The sequence below is a fragment of the Streptomyces sp. NPDC093109 genome, from assembly GCF_040701725.1.
Taxonomy (GTDB): domain Bacteria; phylum Actinomycetota; class Actinomycetes; order Streptomycetales; family Streptomycetaceae; genus Streptomyces.
The window spans coordinates 98,130-115,703 of sequence record NZ_JBFBEZ010000023.1 but is presented as its reverse complement, the minus strand read 5'-3'; the positions used below and the strand labels follow the sequence as shown (position 1 = coordinate 115,703).

The 17,574-nt window shown below is 73.0% G+C and carries 9 protein-coding genes; 3 read left to right on the top strand and 6 right to left on the bottom strand.

Annotation, left to right across the window (positions count from 1 at the left end; all coding sequences use genetic code 11):
• Window positions 1–30 precede the first annotated feature (30 nt).
• Both AB0389_RS22560 and AB0389_RS22555 read left to right on the top strand, forming a co-directional pair.
• Window positions 31–1,098, top strand: coding sequence for a HAMP domain-containing sensor histidine kinase (locus AB0389_RS22560; RefSeq protein WP_366397269.1), 1,068 nt, complete (start codon window positions 31–33; stop codon window positions 1,096–1,098).
• A 279-nt stretch (window positions 1,099–1,377) separates the two neighbouring features.
• Window positions 1,378–5,259, top strand: a complete 3,882-nt coding sequence (locus AB0389_RS22555; RefSeq protein WP_366397237.1) for a multifunctional oxoglutarate decarboxylase/oxoglutarate dehydrogenase thiamine pyrophosphate-binding subunit/dihydrolipoyllysine-residue succinyltransferase subunit — start codon at window positions 1,378–1,380, stop codon at window positions 5,257–5,259.
• Window positions 5,260–5,353: 94 nt separating this feature from the next.
• Here AB0389_RS22555 and fxsT read toward each other — a convergent pair whose 3' ends face one another.
• The 3 genes from fxsT to AB0389_RS22540 form a co-directional block, all read right to left on the bottom strand.
• Window positions 5,354–8,377 (bottom strand): FxSxx-COOH system tetratricopeptide repeat protein, encoded by a 3,024-nt coding sequence (fxsT, locus tag AB0389_RS22550; protein WP_366397236.1) that lies wholly within the window; start codon window positions 8,375–8,377, stop codon window positions 5,354–5,356.
• A 79-nt stretch (window positions 8,378–8,456) separates the two neighbouring features.
• Window positions 8,457–9,869, bottom strand: coding sequence for an HEXXH motif-containing putative peptide modification protein (locus AB0389_RS22545; RefSeq protein ID WP_366397235.1), 1,413 nt, complete (start codon window positions 9,867–9,869; stop codon window positions 8,457–8,459).
• On the bottom strand, window positions 9,866–11,089 hold the full coding sequence (locus tag AB0389_RS22540; RefSeq protein WP_366397234.1) for an FxsB family cyclophane-forming radical SAM/SPASM peptide maturase: 1,224 nt from the start codon (window positions 11,087–11,089) through the stop codon (window positions 9,866–9,868). The genes AB0389_RS22545 and AB0389_RS22540 overlap by 4 nt, the downstream gene beginning before the upstream one ends.
• A 321-nt stretch (window positions 11,090–11,410) precedes the next feature.
• Here AB0389_RS22540 and map point away from each other — a divergent pair, with 321 nt between their 5' ends.
• Window positions 11,411–12,187, top strand: coding sequence for a type I methionyl aminopeptidase (gene map / locus AB0389_RS22535; protein ID WP_366397233.1), 777 nt, complete (start codon window positions 11,411–11,413; stop codon window positions 12,185–12,187).
• A 59-nt stretch (window positions 12,188–12,246) separates the two neighbouring features.
• Here map and AB0389_RS22530 read toward each other — a convergent pair whose 3' ends face one another.
• The 3 genes from AB0389_RS22530 to AB0389_RS22520 form a co-directional block, all read right to left on the bottom strand.
• Complete coding sequence (locus AB0389_RS22530; RefSeq protein WP_366397232.1) at window positions 12,247–13,665, bottom strand: hydrolase; 1,419 nt, start codon at window positions 13,663–13,665, stop codon at window positions 12,247–12,249.
• A gap of 166 nt (window positions 13,666–13,831) precedes the next feature.
• Window positions 13,832–13,987, bottom strand: a complete 156-nt coding sequence (gene fxsA / locus AB0389_RS22525) for an FxSxx-COOH cyclophane-containing RiPP peptide (protein WP_366397268.1) — start codon at window positions 13,985–13,987, stop codon at window positions 13,832–13,834.
• A gap of 170 nt (window positions 13,988–14,157) precedes the next feature.
• Complete coding sequence (locus AB0389_RS22520; RefSeq protein ID WP_366397231.1) at window positions 14,158–17,571, bottom strand: SAV_2336 N-terminal domain-related protein; 3,414 nt, start codon at window positions 17,569–17,571, stop codon at window positions 14,158–14,160.
• Between the last annotated feature and the right edge of the window lie 3 nt (window positions 17,572–17,574).

Genomic DNA, 17,574 nt, shown 5'->3' with positions numbered 1-17,574 from the left:
CGTACCCGCACCCGCCGCGGCGGTCCCCGGCTGCGGCTCTCCATCAAGGCGAAGCTCGGCACCCTCGTCGTCACCTCCGTCTTCATCACCACCGGACTGCTGCTGGTGGCCCTGCGCACGGAGACCGAGCTGCGCTTCATCACGGTCTTCTCGATGATCGCCACGCTGCTGATCACGCAGTTCGTGGCCCATGGGCTGACCGCTCCGCTGGACGAGATGAGTACGGTCGCCAAGAGCATCTCGCACGGCGACTACACCCGCCGGGTCATCGGCTCGGACCGCCGTGACGAGCTGGGCGATCTCGCCGCGACGATCAACCGCATGGCGGACGACCTGGAGGCGGAGAACCAGCACCGCAAGGCGCTGATCGCCAATGTCTCGCACGAGCTGCGCACGCCCATAGCGGCCCTGCGCGCGGTGCTGGAGAACGTCGTGGACGGGGTGACGGCCGCCGATCAGGAGATGATGCTGACGGCGCTGCGGCAGACGGAGCGGCTCGGCCGGCTGACCGAGACGCTGCTCGACCTGTCGCGGCTGGACAACGGGGTGGTGCCGCTGCGGGCGAACCGCTTCGAGGTCTGGCCGTATCTCTCGGGGGTGCTCAAGGAGGCCAATCTGGCGGCCTCGCAGCGCCGCCCGGGCGCGGGGGTCTCCGGCTCCGTCCAGCACACCCGTACGGATGTCCATCTGCATCTGGACGTGTCGCCGCCCGAGCTGACCGCCCACGCGGACGCGGAGCGGCTCCACCAGGTCGTCGCCAACCTGATCGACAACGCGGTCAAGCACAGCCCGCCGCACGGCCGGGTCACGGTGCGCGCCCGGCGCGGTCCCGGGCCCGGTCCCGAGTCGCTGGAGCTGGAGATCCAGGACGAGGGGCCCGGTATCCCCGAGCAGGAGCGGCACAAGGTGTTCGAGCGCTTCAACCGGGGGACGGTGCCGTCGCCGCACGGTCCGGGGAGCGACGGCGGTACGGGGCTCGGTCTGGCGATCGCCCGCTGGGCCGTCGATCTGCACGGCGGGGACATCGGAGTGGCCGAATCCGCACGTGGCTGCCTGATCCGGGTCACTCTTCCGGGAGCACTTCGGTCTCGCGGTTGACGTAGAGTTCGAGGAGTTCGAAGCGAAAAACGCACGTTCTCCGGGTACGGAGTCGGGGACGGGCGGGGCGACGGGCCGTGCATCGGCCGTGATCGGGCGGCACGCGTGCCCGGTTCAGCCGAACCCGGCTTGTTTCCCGCCATTTCATACGCTGAAACCCGCCGTCGGATGTGACTTGCACGACGATGGCACGCCCGGTCCGCAAGTGTCGGCCCGGTAGGCGTAGCCTTGATTCCCGCTGTCCATCACCTTGTGAAGCGGAAGAGGGCGGTTCACGCCGTGTCGTCTCAGTCCCCCAGTAACGCGAGCATCTCGACCGACGAAGACGGGCAGGGCAAGAATCCTGCCGCGGCCTTCGGGGCCAATGAATGGCTTGTCGACGAGATCTACCAGCAGTACCTCCAGGATCCGAATTCGGTCGACCGTGCCTGGTGGGACTTCTTCGCCGACTACAAGCCGGGCACCTCCGGTACGGCGGGCAAGTCCGATGACAAGTCCGCCGGGAAGCCCGCGGTGAGCGCGTCCGCGGGGGGCGCGGTGCCGCCCGTGACCCCGCCGGCCCCGGTGAAGGCCGCGGCCCCGGTCCAGGCGCCCGTGGCCGCCGCCACACCGGCCGCCACTCCGGCACCCGCGCAGGCTCCGGCCGCACCCGCACCGGCCGCGAAGCCCGCCGTCGTACCGGCAGCGGCAGCCGCGCCCGCTCCGGCGCCCGTCGCGGCCCCGGCACCGGCCGCGCCCGCGCCCGTAGCGGCGAAGCCCGCCGCCGCGAAGCCCGCCGCCGAAGCGCCGGCCGGACCGCAGTACACGACGCTGCGCGGCCCGTCGGCCGCCGTCGCGAAGAACATGAGCGCCTCGCTGGAGGTGCCCACGGCCACCTCCGTGCGCGCCGTCCCGGTGAAGCTCCTCTTCGACAACCGCATCGTCATCAACAACCACCTGAAGCGCGCGCGGGGCGGCAAGATCTCCTTCACGCACCTCATCGGGTACGCGATGGTGCAGGCGATCAAGGCCATGCCGTCGATGAACTACTCCTTCACGGAGAAGGACGGCAAGCCGACCCTGGTCAAGCCGGAGCACATCAACTTCGGTCTCGCCATCGACCTGGTGAAGCCCAACGGCGACCGCCAGCTCGTCGTCGCCGGCATCAAGAAGGCCGAGACGCTCAACTTCTTCGAGTTCTGGCAGGCGTACGAGGACATCGTCCGCCGCGCCCGCGGCAACAAGCTGACGATGGTCGACTTCACCGGCGTCACGGTCTCCCTGACCAACCCCGGCGGCCTCGGCACCGTCCACTCCGTGCCGCGTCTGATGCCCGGTCAGTCGGTCATCATGGGTGTCGGCTCGATGGACTACCCGGCCGAGTTCCAGGGCACCTCGCAGGACACCCTGAACAAGCTGGGCATCTCGAAGGTCATGACGCTGACCTCGACGTACGACCACCGTGTCATCCAGGGCGCCGCATCCGGCGAGTTCCTGCGGATCGTCAGTCAGCTGCTGCTCGGCGAGAACGGGTTCTACGACGAGATCTTCAAGGCGCTGCGCATCCCCTACGAGCCGGTCCGCTGGCTCAAGGACATCGACGCGTCGCACGACGAGGACGTCACCAAGCCCGCCCGCGTCTTCGAGCTGATCCACTCCTACCGGGTCCGCGGCCATGTCATGGCCGACACCGACCCGCTGGACTACCTCCAGCGCAAGCACCCCGACCTCGACATCACCGAGCACGGGCTCACGCTCTGGGACCTGGAGCGCGAGTTCGCCGTCGGCGGCTTCGCCGGCAAGTCGATGATGAAGCTGCGCGACATCCTCGGTGTGCTGCGCGACTCGTACTGCCGCACCACCGGCATCGAGTTCATGCACATCCAGGACCCGAAGCAGCGCAAGTGGCTCCAGGACCGCATCGAGCGCGGCGCGCACGCCAAGCCCGAGCGCGAGGAGCAGCTGCGGATCCTGCGCAGGCTCAACGCGGCCGAGGCGTTCGAGACGTTCCTCCAGACGAAGTACGTCGGCCAGAAGCGGTTCTCGCTGGAGGGCGGCGAGTCCGTCATCCCGCTGCTCGACGCGGTCATCGACTCCGCCGCCGAGTCGCGCCTCGACGAGGTCGTCATCGGCATGGCCCACCGCGGCCGGCTGAACGTCCTGGCGAACATCGTCGGCAAGTCGTACGCGCAGATCTTCCGGGAGTTCGAGGGCAACCTCGACCCGAAGTCGATGCACGGCTCCGGCGACGTGAAGTACCACCTGGGCGCCGAGGGCACCTTCACCGGTCTGGACGGCGAGCAGATCAAGGTCTCGCTGGTCGCCAACCCCTCGCACCTGGAGGCGGTCGACCCGGTCCTCGAAGGTGTCGTCCGCTCCAAGCAGGACATCATCAACAAGGGCGGTACGGACTTCACGGTCCTGCCCCTCGCGCTCCACGGCGACGCGGCCTTCGCGGGCCAGGGCGTCGTCGCCGAGACGCTCAACATGTCGCAGCTGCGCGGCTACCGCACCGGCGGCACCGTCCACATCGTGATCAACAACCAGGTCGGCTTCACCGCCTCGCCCGAGTCGTCGCGCTCCTCGATGTACGCCACCGACGTGGCCCGCATGATCGAGGCGCCGATCATCCATGTGAACGGTGACGACCCGGAGGCCGTGGTCCGGGTGGGCCGGCTCGCCTTCGAGTTCCGCCAGACGTTCAACAAGGACGTCGTGATCGACCTCATCTGCTACCGCCGCCGCGGTCACAACGAGGGCGACAACCCGCAGTTCACCAACCCGCAGATGGTCCGGCTGATCGACAAGAAGCGCTCGGTGCGCAAGCTCTACACCGAGTCGCTGATCGGCCGCGGCGACATCACGCTGGAAGAGGCGGAGCAGGCGCTCCAGGACTTCCAGGGCCAGCTGGAGAAGGTCTTCGCGGAGGTCCGCGAGGCCACCTCGCACGTCGGCCCCGCGATGGTCCCCGACGCCCGTGCCGAGTTCCCGGTGGCCGTCACCACCGCGGTCTCGCAGGAGGTCGTCAAGCGGATCGCCGAGTCGCAGGTCAACATCCCCGACACGGTCACCGTCCACCCGCGCCTGATGCCGCAGATGCTGCGCCGCGCGGCGTCGGTGGAGGACGGCACGATCGACTGGGGCATGGGCGAGACCCTCGCCATCGGCTCGCTGCTGATGGAGGGCACCCCGGTCAGGCTCTCGGGCCAGGACACCCGCCGCGGTACGTTCGGCCAGCGCCACGCGGTCCTGGTCGACCAGGGCACCGGCGAGGACTACACCCCGCTCCAGTACCTGACGGAGGAGCAGGCCCGTTACAACGTCTACGACTCGCTGCTCAGCGAGTACGCGGCGATGGGCTTCGAGTACGGCTACTCGCTGGCCCGCCCGGACGCGCTGGTCATGTGGGAGGCGCAGTTCGGCGACTTCGTGAACGGCGCGCAGTCGGTCGTGGACGAGTTCATCTCGTCGGCCGAGCAGAAGTGGGGCCAGACGTCCGGCGTCACGCTGCTGCTGCCGCACGGCTACGAGGGCCAGGGCCCGGACCACTCCTCCGCGCGCCCCGAGCGCTTCCTCCAGATGTGCGCGCAGGGCAACATGACGGTCGCCATGCCGACCCTGCCGTCGAACTACTTCCACCTGCTGCGCTGGCAGGTCCACAACCCGCACCACAAGCCGCTCATCATCTTCACCCCGAAGTCGATGCTGCGTCTGAAGGCGGCGGCGTCCAAGGCGGAGGAGTTCACCACCGGCGGCTTCCGCCCGGTGATCGGTGACGAGGCCGTGGACCCGAACGCGGTCCGCAAGGTCGTCTTCTGCTCCGGCAAGGTCTACTACGACCTCGACGCCGAGCGGCAGAAGCGCGGCGTCACGGACACCGCGATCCTGCGCGTGGAGCGGCTGTACCCGCTGCCGGGCGCGGAACTCCAGGCGGAGATCGCCAAGTTCCCGAACGCCGCGAAGTACCTGTGGGCGCAGGAGGAGCCGGCGAACCAGGGCGCGTGGCCGTTCATCGCGCTCAACCTGATCGACCACCTGGACCTGGCGGTCGGCGCCGACGTCCCGCACGGCGAGCGCCTGCGACGCATCTCGCGCCCGCACTCCTCGTCCCCGGCGGTCGGCTCGGCCAAGCGCCACCAGGCGGAGCAGCAGCAGCTGGTCAGCGAGGTCTTCGACGCCTGACGGCGTCCGATCACGCCCGTACGAACCGGAGGGCCCGGCCCCGCGATCTCCTCGCGGGACCGGGCCCTCCGGCGTAAGGACGACTCGGAGCCGCTCACACGATCGACGGCTCGAAGTCCCAGTACGGGCGGTTACGGGAGCGGGCCGCGACCGTGTGGACGTGTTGCGGGCCCAGTGTGGCCGCCAGGTCGTCCAGTGCCTCGCCCTCGGTCTTCTCCGCGCGCTGTCCGTCCCGCAGCGCGCGCAGGTCCGCCGCGTGTGCGATCCGGGCCGAGAGCGTCAGGGGGTGGGTGCGGCCGAGGGCCTCGGTGGCGCGGGCGATGGTCTCGGCGGTCAGCGCGGCGGCGCTCTCCGGGTCGCCGATGAGGTTGCGCAGCGCGGAGGCGTTGATGGCGCAGCCCAGTGTCCAGGGGTGGCGTTCCCCGACCGCGGCCGTCATGCCCGCGAGGGAGTTCTCGATGAGGACGTGGGCCTGGTCGCGCTCGCCGACGCCGCGCAGGATCAGGGCGTGGTTGGCGCGGGTGCCCGCGGTGAACGGGTGGCTCTCGCCCAGCGTCTCCAGATAGCCGGCGACGACCTGTTCGCTTATCTCCCTGGCCTGGTCGATGTCGCCGTGCTCGCGGGCGAAGCAGCTCTGTCCCGCGGCGAACATGACGGTCAGCGGGTCGTGTTCGCCGAGGACCCGCTCGCAGCTCTCCAGCACCTGGCTGAAGAGCTCTCCGGCCCGGCCGCGGTCGCCCGCGCGGTAGAGGCAGAACGCGAGGTTGTACTCGGCGCGCAGGGTCTGCGGATTGTCGCGGCCCATGACGATCCGGTGCACGCGCACGCTCTGCGACTGGAGGGACTCCGCCTCGCCGTAGCGGCCGAGGAGCCGCAGGTCCGTGGCGTAGTTGATCTCCGAGTAGAGCGTCCAGTTGTGGCGCGGGCGCAGCACCAGCCGCCGGGTCTCCAGGGTGCGCCGGTCGAGGTCGAGGGCTTCCTCGTACCGGCCGAACAGCCGCAGTGCGACGGCCAGGTTGTTCTGGGCGCTGAGGGTACGGGTGTCCTGCTCGCCGAGGAGTTCGCGGTACGCGGCGTACTGCCGGCCGGTGATCTCGTATGCCTCGTCGTAGCGGGCGAGGCCGCACAGGGACGCGGCGAGGCCGCCGGCGGCGCGCAGGTGTTCCAGGTCCTGCGGGCCGCGCTCGGCGCGCAGTTGTTCGTAGGCGGCGCGTTCGATGGCCTCGGTGCCCGCGTAGTCGCCGACGGCCCGCAGCAGGTTGGCGTAGTGGTAGCCGACGTCCCAGATCCGGGGGTGGGTCTCGCCGAGGAGTGTCTTCCAGGCGGCCATGGCGCGCCGGCCGAGTTTGATGCCGGCCTTGTACTCGCCGGAGAGATACATGTAGCGCAGGCAGTTGAGGACGAGCCTGTGTACGTCGGGGTCGGTGCTCCGCAGGACGTCGGCCCACTTCAGATGCGGGGTGATCTCCGCGTACCGGGGCCAGAGGCGGGTGTCCACGGGGCGGTGCGGGTCGGCGGCGACCAGGGCGCGGCGCACCACCTCGATGAAGTCGCGGTGGTCCTGCTCGGGCATGTCCTGGTGGACGATCTGGTGGACCATGCGGTGCATGTAGAGGGTGTCGCCGGGCAGTCCGGGGCCGCCGTCGCCGGCCTGGTCCCTGACCTCGCGCTCGCCGACCCCGGCGGCGCGTACGACGGCGTACTGCCGGAGCTTGTTGATCGCGCGCGTCCAGCGCACCGGGTCGCCGACGAGGCCGCGGAGCTTCTCCGGGAGGGTGTCGGGCGGCAGGTCGCGCACCAGCCGTACGGGGATGGCGCCGGGCGCGAAGAAGGTGCACAGCCGGAGCAGGTCGACGGATTCGGGGACCGTCTCGCGGAGTTTGTTGAGCAGTATCGACCAGCCGGTCTGGAAGGCGAGCGGGAAGTCGGCGGAGACGCGGACGACGTCCTGGTCGATGCCGCCGCGCAGCAGCTCGATGTACTCCTCGACGGTCATGTCGGAGTCGTTGAGCCAGCCGGCCGTCTGGTCGAGGAGCAGCGGCAGGTCCTCCAGGGCCACGGCGAGCCGCGCGGCCTCGCCGTAGCTGAGGCGCGGGGCGCGGCGGCGGACGAACGCCACGGACTCGTCGCGGTCGTAGACCGGGATCTCCAGCAGGGTGCTGTTGTGCTCGCCCCACTCCGGGTTGCGCGCGGTGATCAGCACATGGCCGGGGCCCGTCGGCACCAGGTCCCAGATCTGGTCGGGTTCGTCGGCGCCGTCGAAGACCAGCAGCCAGCGGCTGTACGGGTCGCCGCGGCGCAGTGCGTCGCGGGCGGCGCGCAGCCGCTCGCCGTACTCGACGCCGGTGGACAGGCCGAGGGCGGGGGCGAGTTCGGCGAGGCGCTGGCGGCAGGTGACGCGTTTGTCGGCGGCGATCCACCAGATGACGTCGTACTCGGCGCCGAAGCGGTACACGTACTCGGCGGCGAGCTGGGTCTTGCCGACGCCGGACATGCCGTGCAGGGTGACCACGCCGGCGCCCCGGCCGGCGGCCTGGAGCGCGTCGTATGCCTCGCCGAGGAGGGTCTCGCGGCCGGTGAAGCGGGTGTTGCGGCGGGGTACGCCGCCCCACACGTCGGGGATGTCGGCCGGATAGCGGGCCGCGCGCCGTGTGTCGCCGTGGACCGGTGGCGGTACGGGGTCGGTGGAGAGGCCGAGGCGGGCCAGGACGCGCCGTTCGGCCTCCGTCTCGCCGACGGTGGTCAGGTCGGCCGCCGCGAAGACGGTGGTGGCGCTGGGCAGCGGGGCGGTGGTGACGCTGACGGCGGCGAACCGGTCACGTGCGGGCTCCACCACGGTGCGCAGGGCGTGGTTCCACTCGTCGTGGCTGCGTGGGCCGAGCTGGAAGTACCAGTCGCTGAGGATGACGAGCACGGGGCCAGGCGCGAGCAGCAGGTCGCGCAGGTAGTCGGCGAGGGGGGTGTCGTCCAGCGGATACCACCGCTGGTGGACGACGGAGAGGCCGCGGCGCTCCAGCCGGTCGCCGATCCAGGCCGCCCAGGCCCGGTTGAATCCGGCGAAGCTGATGGTGACAACCTGCGGCCCGGATGCTCCAACTGGCCTACGCGCTCCGGGCATTCAACCGTCTCCCTGCATCGTCATACGCCCTTTTAACATACCCGGCGGGCCCGGGTTTCCATCCTCGTCGGGCGCGCCGTCATGTTCCGTTCCCGCGGCGCCAGATCCCGCGTGCGGTGCGTACGTAGGCGGTGGCCCTGGCGAGGTGTCCGGCGGGCGGCGGGCGGTCGGCGAGCCGGTGGTAGACGGTGATCATCTCGTTGACGAGGACGCGCCCCTCGGGGGTGAGGGCGCCGGATCCCGCCAGTACGGGCAGTACGGCGCCGACCTGTTCGCGGCAGCGGGCGTGCTCGGCCCAGGCCAGTTCGCGCCGGGGGATCCGCTCGGCGCCGAGGGCGAGGCGCTGCCAGTGGCCGGCGAGCGCGAGGTGGGAGTAGGCGCCCTGGAGGAGCCCGTCGAAGGGGCGCGGGTCGGGGCGCCAGGGGGCGAAGTGGCGGGGCGCGGGGTCCTCGTGGTGCAGCGGGACGAGGGCGGCGAGCGCGGTGAGTTTGGTGTGCTGGAGTTCGTGCACGAGGGTCGCGGAGAGGTGTTCGGGGGTGACGGGCCGGGAGGTGAGGACGGCGCCGAACGCCTCGCGCCGGGTGGCGCTGCACTGGGCCCGGCTCCGGTCCGCGGGGGCGGTGCCCGGCGGTGGGGCGAGCGGTACGAGGCAGTGCAGGAGGGTGGCGGTCTCGGCGGGGCGGTGCGCCCCGCCGGCGCCGAGGAGGGGTGCCGTACGCGACCAGAGCCGGGCCCAGTCGGCGCGGTCCGCCGCGTCGAGCCCGGTGGCGACGGTCAGCCCGTACCGCTCGGGGCCGCCGCCCGCGGTGCGGTACGGGTCGAGGTCGTCCAGCGGTACGGGGGCGGCGCCGGGTTGTACGCCGGGCAGGGTGAGCAGCGGCATCCAGCGGGGGTCGGCGGAGTGGGCGCCGTGCGCGTCGACGGTGAGGGTGACGGGCGGGCCGCTCGCCGCCCGCAGCGTCACCCGGCCGTCCCGCAGGGCGGCGTCGACCGGTCCTGCGCCGGTGCGCAGGGCGCCGAGGGTGGGCAGCGGGAGCAGGCCGCGGTGGGCGGTGAGGCGTACGGCGAAGGGCAGCCGGGCGCGGATCGCGGCGGCGGCGGCGAGCGCGCCGAGGTGGCCGAGGTCGCGGTCGAGTCCGGAAGGAGACGCGGGGCCGGGGCCGGGGCCGGGAGCGGTGGCGGTAGCGGTATCGGTGAGGCCGTGGAGGGTGCGTTCGGCCCAGGACCCGGCGAGCGGGTAGAGCAGTACGGTCCGTACGGCGTCGCGGTCGGCGCGCTCGGCGGCTTCGAGCAGTGCCCAGTCCCTGCCGAGCCGGTCGCGGAGCGCGGGCGGGCAGACGGCCGGCGGGGCGGCCCCGGCGGCGTCGAGCAGTGCCCGCAGGAGCACGAGGCGGCGGGTGTGCTGGTCGCGGACGAGCAGCCGCAGGGCGTCCGTACCGCCTTCGGTGCGGCCGAGTTCACGGAGCAGGGCCCCGGGGACGGCGGAGCTCACGGCGCGGCTCCCGGTACCGCCCGGGCCGCCCCGGCGAGCCGGCCCGCGACATGACGGATCAGCCGGTCGAGGTCGGCGCAGTACACGGAGGGGTTGCGGAAGCCGTGTCCGGCCCGGTAGCGGTGGGCGTAGTGGCCGCCGCCGCAGACGGTGAGCAGCGGGCAGGCGCGGCAGCCGGCTGCGAGCGCCCCGGCGCCGGCCTGCCGGGCGGCGATGCCGGGGTGGCGCAGGGCGTCGTCGAAGGAGTGGCGGAAGACGTCGAGCCCGGTGGCGGCGGCGGTGTCGTAGGCGGACTTGAGCGAGTCGACCTGTTCGATCGTCCCGTCGGTCTCGATCACGATCGCGTTGACCGGGTCGAGCCCCAGGGACTCGGTGGCACCGGGCAGCCCCAGCAGCAGCGCGACGCACTCCTCGAAGAGCCGGATCCGCGTCTCCCGGTGCCCGGCGTGCCACCAGCGGTCGAAGACGGCGGCGAGCCAGTCGCCGTACGGGGTGGCGCCGCCGCCGGGCGGGGCCGCCCGGTCAGCCGGAAGTCCTGACGGCAGTCCTGGCGGCAGTCCTGGCGGCAGTCCCGGCGGCGGGCTGGTCCAGTTGCCGTGCGGGAGCAGCAGATCGAGGGCGGGCGGGCGCAGTTCGAGCAGCGACTCGTACAGCTCGACGGGGTCGGTGCGCGGGTCGACGACGGTGAGGATGCCCGCGTACGCCCCGGGGTGCCGGGCGGCGAGCAGCCGGGCGCCGCGCGCGGCGGCGGGCCAGGACGGCCGGCCGGCGTGGTCGGTGCGCAGGGTGTTGTGGGCGGCCCGGCCGCCGTCGAGGCTGATCCCGACGCGTATCGAGTGCCGGGCGAGGAGGGCGGCGCGGTCCTCGGTGAGCAGCGTGCCGTTGGTCTGCACGGTGACCGCGACCGTACGCTCCGGGCCGGCCCTCTCCCGTACCAGCCGCGCGAATCCGGCGAGCCGGCCGGCCCCCGCGAGGAGCGGCTCGCCGCCGTGCAGCACCAGCGCGAGCGCGCGCAGCCCGTGCCCGGCGGCGTGTTCGGCAATCCGGGTGGCGGTACGGTCCAGCACCCCGGGCGACGCGGCGGCGGGCCGGTCCCGCCAGGTGCGGTCGGGGCCCGCGTACAGGTAGCAGTAGCGGCAGGCGAGGTTGCAGCGCCCGTGCGCCTTGACGATGAACTGCCCGAAGGGCACGGCCCCGTCGGGCAGTCGCCCGCTCGGCATCGTTGTCACCGGACGTGGCACCCCCCTCACCCGGACACCGTGGGCGGGTGTCCCCGCGTGTGTTCTCGTTCTGCCCGGGAGGCAAACACGGACGGCGGCAGGTTGTCCCGTTCGACCGCCACCGGACCGCAAAAAGGAGCGAAATCCGGTCGCGGAGGGCGCGGCTGGACGCGGCTGGGCGCGGCTGGGCGCGGCTGGGCGCGGCTGGGCGCGGGGAAGGCACGGGGAAGGCGCGGTGGACCGTGACCCTATTCTTATACCGGTAAAGTATGGCCGGTATAGTTATTGGCTGCGGAAGAGCCGCATAAGAAGGGCGCCACCATGATCGAGATCCTCAACCCCACCCTGCTGGCCCGGGCGAAAGACACCGGCGCCCTGGTCGCCGAGATCCTGCGGACGCTGAAGAGCCGTAGCGCGGTCGGTGTGAACCTTCTGGACATCGACCGGTGGACCAAGGCCATGATCGTCGAGGCGGGCGCGGTGTCCTGCTACGTCGACTACGCGCCGTCCTTCGGACGCGGCCCGTTCGGCCACTACATCTGCACGGCCGTCAACGACGCCGTGCTGCACGGACGACCGTACGACTACACGCTCGCGGACGGCGATCTGCTGACGCTCGACCTCGCCGTCTCCAAGGGCGGAGTCGCCGCGGACGCCGCCATCAGCTTCATCGTGGGCGACTCGAAGCCGCCGGAGAGCGTCGCGCTGATCAGTGCGACCGAAAGCGCACTGGCCGCGGGGATCGCCGCCGCCGGGCCCGGGGTCCGCGTCGGCGACATCTCCCACGCCATCGGCACGGTCCTGCGCAAGGCGGGATACCAGGTCAACACCGAGTTCGGAGGTCATGGCATCGGATCGACGATGCACCAGGACCCGCACGTCGCGAACACCGGCCGGCCCGGCCGCGGCTACACCCTGCGCCCCGGGCTGCTGCTGGCGCTGGAGCCGTGGGTCATGGCGGACACCGCCCGGATCGTCACCGACGCCGACGGATGGACGCTCCGCAGCGCGACCGGCTGCCGGACGGCTCACACGGAGCACACGATCGCCATCACCGACGACGGAGCCGAGATCCTCACCCTGCCGCAGCCGAACTGACCCGCGAGGCACCGACCCGCGAGGCACCGACCCGTGCGGTACGGGCCGGCGCCTCACGCTCACACGGTGAGCTTGATCGCTTCCAGCCAGAGCGCGTTCGACTCGGATCCCCTGGAGATGTAGCCGCCGGGCTCGGAACACGCCGTGTCCTGCCAGCCCTCGTCGTGGACGTGCCCGGTGATGCAGACCGATCCCGAGCTCACGTTGGCCACGAGGACACCCAGGTGCTTCGCCTGACCGACGGTCCCGACGTACAGGTCGACGCCGTCGGGTGAGTGCTTCCACTCCGTCTCCCACCCGGAGTCGCGGAGGTAGCCGTTGGCGCCCAGCACACCGATGCCGGACACGGCGAGGTTGATGCCCTCGACGGGGAGGCCCTGGTCGGTCGTTCCCGCCATCTCGCCGTCGCAGACCGGGTCCTGCCAGGCACCGGTCACATAGACCCGGTAGCAGATGTGCCGGCCCGGTTTCTCGGCGTTCAGCTTGTTGACGGCGACCGCCGCGGTGTTCTCCTGCGGCTCCGCCGGCTCCTCCTTCTCCTCCTCCTTCTTCTCCTTGTCACCACCGCTGTTGGACTGCTTCTCGACGGCGGGCGGCGAAGGCGGCGGGGGAACGCTCTCGACGACGGCCGACGGGCTGGGCTCGGGCGCCGGCGGCGCCTCCGGTTTCGGCGAGGCCAACGGCTCCGACGGCAGCGAGGTCGCGGCCACCGACTCGGTCTTCGGCTGCGCCAGGCTGCGTACCTGCGGGTTGTAGGAGATCCAGAGCACTACGGCGGCGACCGCCAGCGCGGTGACACCGGCCAGGAAGGTGGCGGCCCAGCGCGGCATGACTCCCCGCTGGACGAACGTGCCGTCGACCTCCAGCCGGGCCTCCCCGGAACGCTGCACCACCAGGGCGTACGGCCGTTCCTGCTTCTGCCCGAACCAGGTGATCGCCCGGGGCCGCAGCGTCGCGTCGACGAACGCGGCGCGCCCCGGCTCGATCTGCACATGGGCGGGGTTGACCTCGTACGAGAGCTGATCGCCGTTGTCGCTGCCCGACAGCGAGGCGGTGAGCTTGGTGTTGCCCAGGTTGTCGATGGCGAGCCGGGGCCGGCCCCGGAAGCGCCCCTTGACGGTCGGCGGGACCAGCTCGGTGCGTATCTCGGTGAACGCGCCGATCGTGAAGTTGCCCTCGGTGACGACGGCCGCCTCGGGGTACTCCGTCGGGACGACGCGCACGCCGTACGGGTTGGGCCCGGCGGTCGCGTCCGGGCTCCGGGGCGGGGCGAACGTCAGCTCCACCGCGCCGGTGGTGCCGGGAAAGAGCCGGAGGGACGCGGGCTCGACGCGGATGAACGGCGCGAGGTCCCCGACGGGAATGAATCGGTACTCGTCCACGACATCGCCGGTGTTGCGGAGCCGTAGCCGAACAGTGGTCGTATCGCCGGGGTCCACCATGGCGGACGCGGGCTCAAGAGAAGTCCAGAGGCTCACAGGCCAACGTTAGGGCACGCCGAAGCGCGCGTCAGGAGCCCGGAGGGCGGACCTGGTGCCCGTAGGGGCCACCCCGCTGCCCTTCCGCCCAGGGGAACACGCGCATGGCCATCCCTACCCCGGATGACGATGGCGTAATCCGTCCGGAACTGCCGGAACCGGGGGGCTAGAAGGCGTTGTTGAACCCCCAGAGCATCTCGCGCGGCTGCTCCGCGCGGCCCCTCAGGTCCGCGACCACGGCGGCGAGCACCGGGTGGTCCAGGGTGCGCAGCGCGGCGAGGTCGAGGCTCAGCAGATCCGGCAGCTCCGGCGCGTCCGGCAGCTCACCGGGGCCGCCGCGCTCGCCGGTGGGCGCGTGCTCCCCCCGCGACCGGTCCGCACACGGCTGGTCCGTAAGCGGCTGGTCCGCACCCGACCGGGCCGCACGCGGCTGGTCACTCCGCGATCGCTCTGTCCTGTCCGTCATGACGCCTCCCCGTTGCCGTGCCCGCCTCAGCGCCCGCTCTCCAGCTCGGCCAGACGGGCCGCGGTCGACCGGGCCGCCTCGCCGCCGCCGTCCGGCAGCCGGCTCCACTCCGTGCGGGCCGCCCGGTACGCCTCGCGCGCGGCCCGGGGGCGGTCCGCCTCCTCATAGGTCATACCCCGCCAGTGGTGTGCCTCAGCACACAACCGCACGGCTTCCAGCAGCTGTTGCGGATTCTCCAGCTCCGCTTCGGCGGTTCCGGCCGCCTCCGACGCCTCGCGGAACGCCCCCGCCGCGTCGTCGAGCCGGGCCGGGCGGTGGAGGGTGCGGTGGGCGGCGAGATGGGCGCGGCCCAGCTCCAGCCAGCAGGCGGCGGCGGTCAGCGGCTCGCGCGCCTCCTGCGCGGCGAGCAGGAAGAGATGCTCGGCCTCCCTCAGGTCCACCCGGTCGTCATTGGCGCGGTGCCGCAGCATCAGCGCCCGGCCCAGCATCAGCAGCCGCTCGGCCTGCCGCGCCGTGCCCGTCACCGTCTCCGTACGGCAGTCGCGCAGCACGCGGACCGCCGTGCCGGTGTACGGGGCTCCGTCGGGGAGTTCCGCGCGGGTCAGCAGCGCGCTGCCCCACTCGGCGAGCAGGTCGGCGTGGGCCCGGGAGTCGCGGGCGGTGCCATGGGCGGCGAGGCCGAAGTACTCGGCGGCCTCCTCCAGGTCCCCCGGGTCGCCGCCGGTGGCGTCCCCCGTACGCGCGCGCTCGCGCTCGTACCGGGCGATCCGCAGCCGGCCCGCCCTGGCCCGGAGCGAGGCGGTCAGCCGGTCGTCCCGTACGGTCGCCAGCGACTGGTCGATCAGGGTCGACGCCTCGTCGAGGCCCTCCCCGGAGCGGAGCAGGGCGTCCACCAGGTCGAGCTGGATCCGGGCCTGGCTGCCGACGGTGTGGCCGCCCGGGGCGAGCGCCGTGCGCAGCGAACGGGCGGCCTGCTCCGCGTACAGCTGGGCCTGTTCGGTGTCGCCGGTCGCGCCGGACAGCCGCAGCAGGGTCCTGCCGTGGGCGAGCGGCAGCCCGGCCGGCCGGACGATCTGGTCGGGCCAGCCGTCCGCGAACGCCTCCAGCATGCCGATGGCGCTCTGGAGCAGCGCGCTGTCGCCGCCGAGCCGCCACTGCGCCTCCAGCGCCCGTACCCGCTCCAGGGTGAGGCGCAGCGCGTCGGCGGGCGCGAGTCCCGGCGCCGCGCAGGCCACCGCGTACTGCCGGTCGGCGCGGCGCAGCAGCTCCAGGGCGCCGCGCCGGTCGCCGCGCCGACGCCGGTCGTCGGCGGAGGCGTGCAGCACCGTGGCGAGGACGGCCCGTTCGCGTACCGCGCCGGGGTGCGCGACGGCGTGCTCGGCCGCGCGCTCTGCCTCGGCGAGCAGTTCACCGCCGCCCTGGACCTCCCAGAGCCGCAGCAGACAGCGGGCCAACTCCGCCCAGAGCGTGGCGTCGTAGCCGCCCGGCGGCTCGCTCCCGGTGGCGTCCCGCAGCAGCCGTACGGCGTCGATCAGGTACTGCACCATGTTGTCCGACTCGAACCGGCGCACCAGGCCGCGGGCACTCTCCACGGTGGCGCTGACGGCGGGTTCGCTCCGGCCGGGCGGCACGGGCGCCGCAGTCGGCTCGAACAGCCCGAGGACGCGGGCGGCGACCTCGGCGAAGGGGTGCGGGACGCGCTGCGTGCCGGGCCCGGCGGCGCCGTCCCCGTCCTCCTCCTCGTCGTTCGCGGTGTCGAAGCCGTCGAGTACGTCGAGTGCGCCGGGGTGGGCCGGTCCGTGTCCGGCGTCGCCGAGCTGCGCGAGCGCCAGGGCGGGGAAGTTGGGGCCGCCGCGGCCGAAGCGCTGCTCTATGTACTCGGAGCAGTGTTTGAGTACGAGCATCGCCTCGTCGCGGCCGAGCGCGCCGAGCAGCGCCTCCGGGACGCCGGGCACGAACTCGTAGTACGGCTCGTCGTCGGCGCCGCCGCTCTTGTCGCGCGAGACGAGGCCGCTGAGCAGCACCTCCGCGAGTTCGGAAGGACCCGAGTCGGGCAGCATCGTGCGCTGGACGAGCTGCATCACCGGCAGATAGAGCGGGGCCGCCGCGAGATAGACGGCGAGCTGTCCGGCGACCGGTGAGGCCGCCGAGCGGAACCGGCTGACCAGTTGGAGCGAGGACAGCGCCGGTCCCGGGCGCGGTGCCGGGGCGGGCGGCTGGCCGGCCCGTACCCAGCCGACCGCACCGGAGATCCGGCCGGCGCCGGTGCCCGACAGCAGCCGCGCCCACGCGCCGAGCGCGCCCGCGACCGGTGGCAGCACGGGGACGGCGAGCGCTCCGGGCTCGGCGGCGGGCGCGGTGGCCGCGTCGCCGCCGACCTTCAGTACGGCGGCGCCGCCGGGCCCCTCGCCCCGGGTGAGGACGCCGTAGGTGACGGGCAGTCCTGTCCGGTTCCACATGCGCTGCGGCAGGGGCTGCAGGACGGCCACGGGCGCCTGGCGGCCGAGCTGGTGGAGCAGCCGGTGGGCGCGTCCGCTGTGCCACAGGGGGCCCGCGCAGTCGCTGACGACGACGGTGACGCGGCGGCCGGTCGGGTCGCTCAGCCGGTCGGCCGAGCTGAGCGGCGCGGCGGCCGGGTCGGGGCTTCTGCTGACGGCGGGCGCGCCGTCGGGGCCCTGGTGCAGATAGCGCACCTGCACATCGCGGAAGGCGCCCAACTGTCCAAAGATTTGCTGGAGTTCGGCGAAAAGTCGCTCCCACACACGCATCGACGAGGAGGCGTCGAGGACGCACTGAAGAGTCGCGTCCGCCCGCGAGACCCCTCGGAACACCGGGATGATCAGCCCGCCGGCACGGGCGCTCAGGTCTACGGTCGCCACCTCGTCAAGAGTACGGCGCGACGGGGGCGCGGCCGGCCGGTATCGCTGGAGTGGCCGAAGCGCGCGCTGGAGTTCGAGCGGCGCGGGGAGCGCCGGGGCGAGCGGTACGCCCAGGACGACCCCGTCGGATCCGGAACCCCGTGGCGCGCTCCGGGCGCCGCCGCGCGGCACGGGGTAGAGGGCGATGCGCGGGTCGGTGCCGGCGGCGGGGTCGGTGCGGGCGGGAGAGGCGGAGGCGGCGCGGGCGGGGGCGCCGGGGGGCCCGGGCAGGGCGGGGCGGGGGCCGGCGCCCGGCGCGCCTGGACCGTCCGCCCCGGCGGACGCGTCCGCCGGGTCCGGCGCGTCCCGCGCGCCCGCGCCGCCCGTCGGCTCCCGGCCGCGCCCGGTCCACCGGGCCAGCCACAGGGCGTCGCAGAGCTGCTCGGCGTCGGGATCGAGCCCGGCGCCGCGCAGCCGCGCGACGAGCGCGGTCAGCAGGGCGCCGTCGTACGGCGGGGCCGGGGACGGGGGCTGCGGGTGGGACCGGGGCGGGGTCGGCTCCGTACCGTCGGCGGCCGTCACTGC

Excerpts from the sequence above, each read along its gene's own strand:
- fxsT (WP_366397236.1), bottom strand. The coding sequence starts at position 8,377 with ATGCCCGGAGCGCGTAGGCCAGTTGGAGCATCCGGGCCGCAGGTTGTC.
- map (WP_366397233.1), top strand. The coding sequence starts at position 11,411 with ATGATCGAGATCCTCAACCCCACCCTGCTGGCCCGGGCGAAAGACACC.
- AB0389_RS22540 (WP_366397234.1), bottom strand. The coding sequence starts at position 11,089 with ATGCCGAGCGGGCGACTGCCCGACGGGGCCGTGCCCTTCGGGCAGTTC.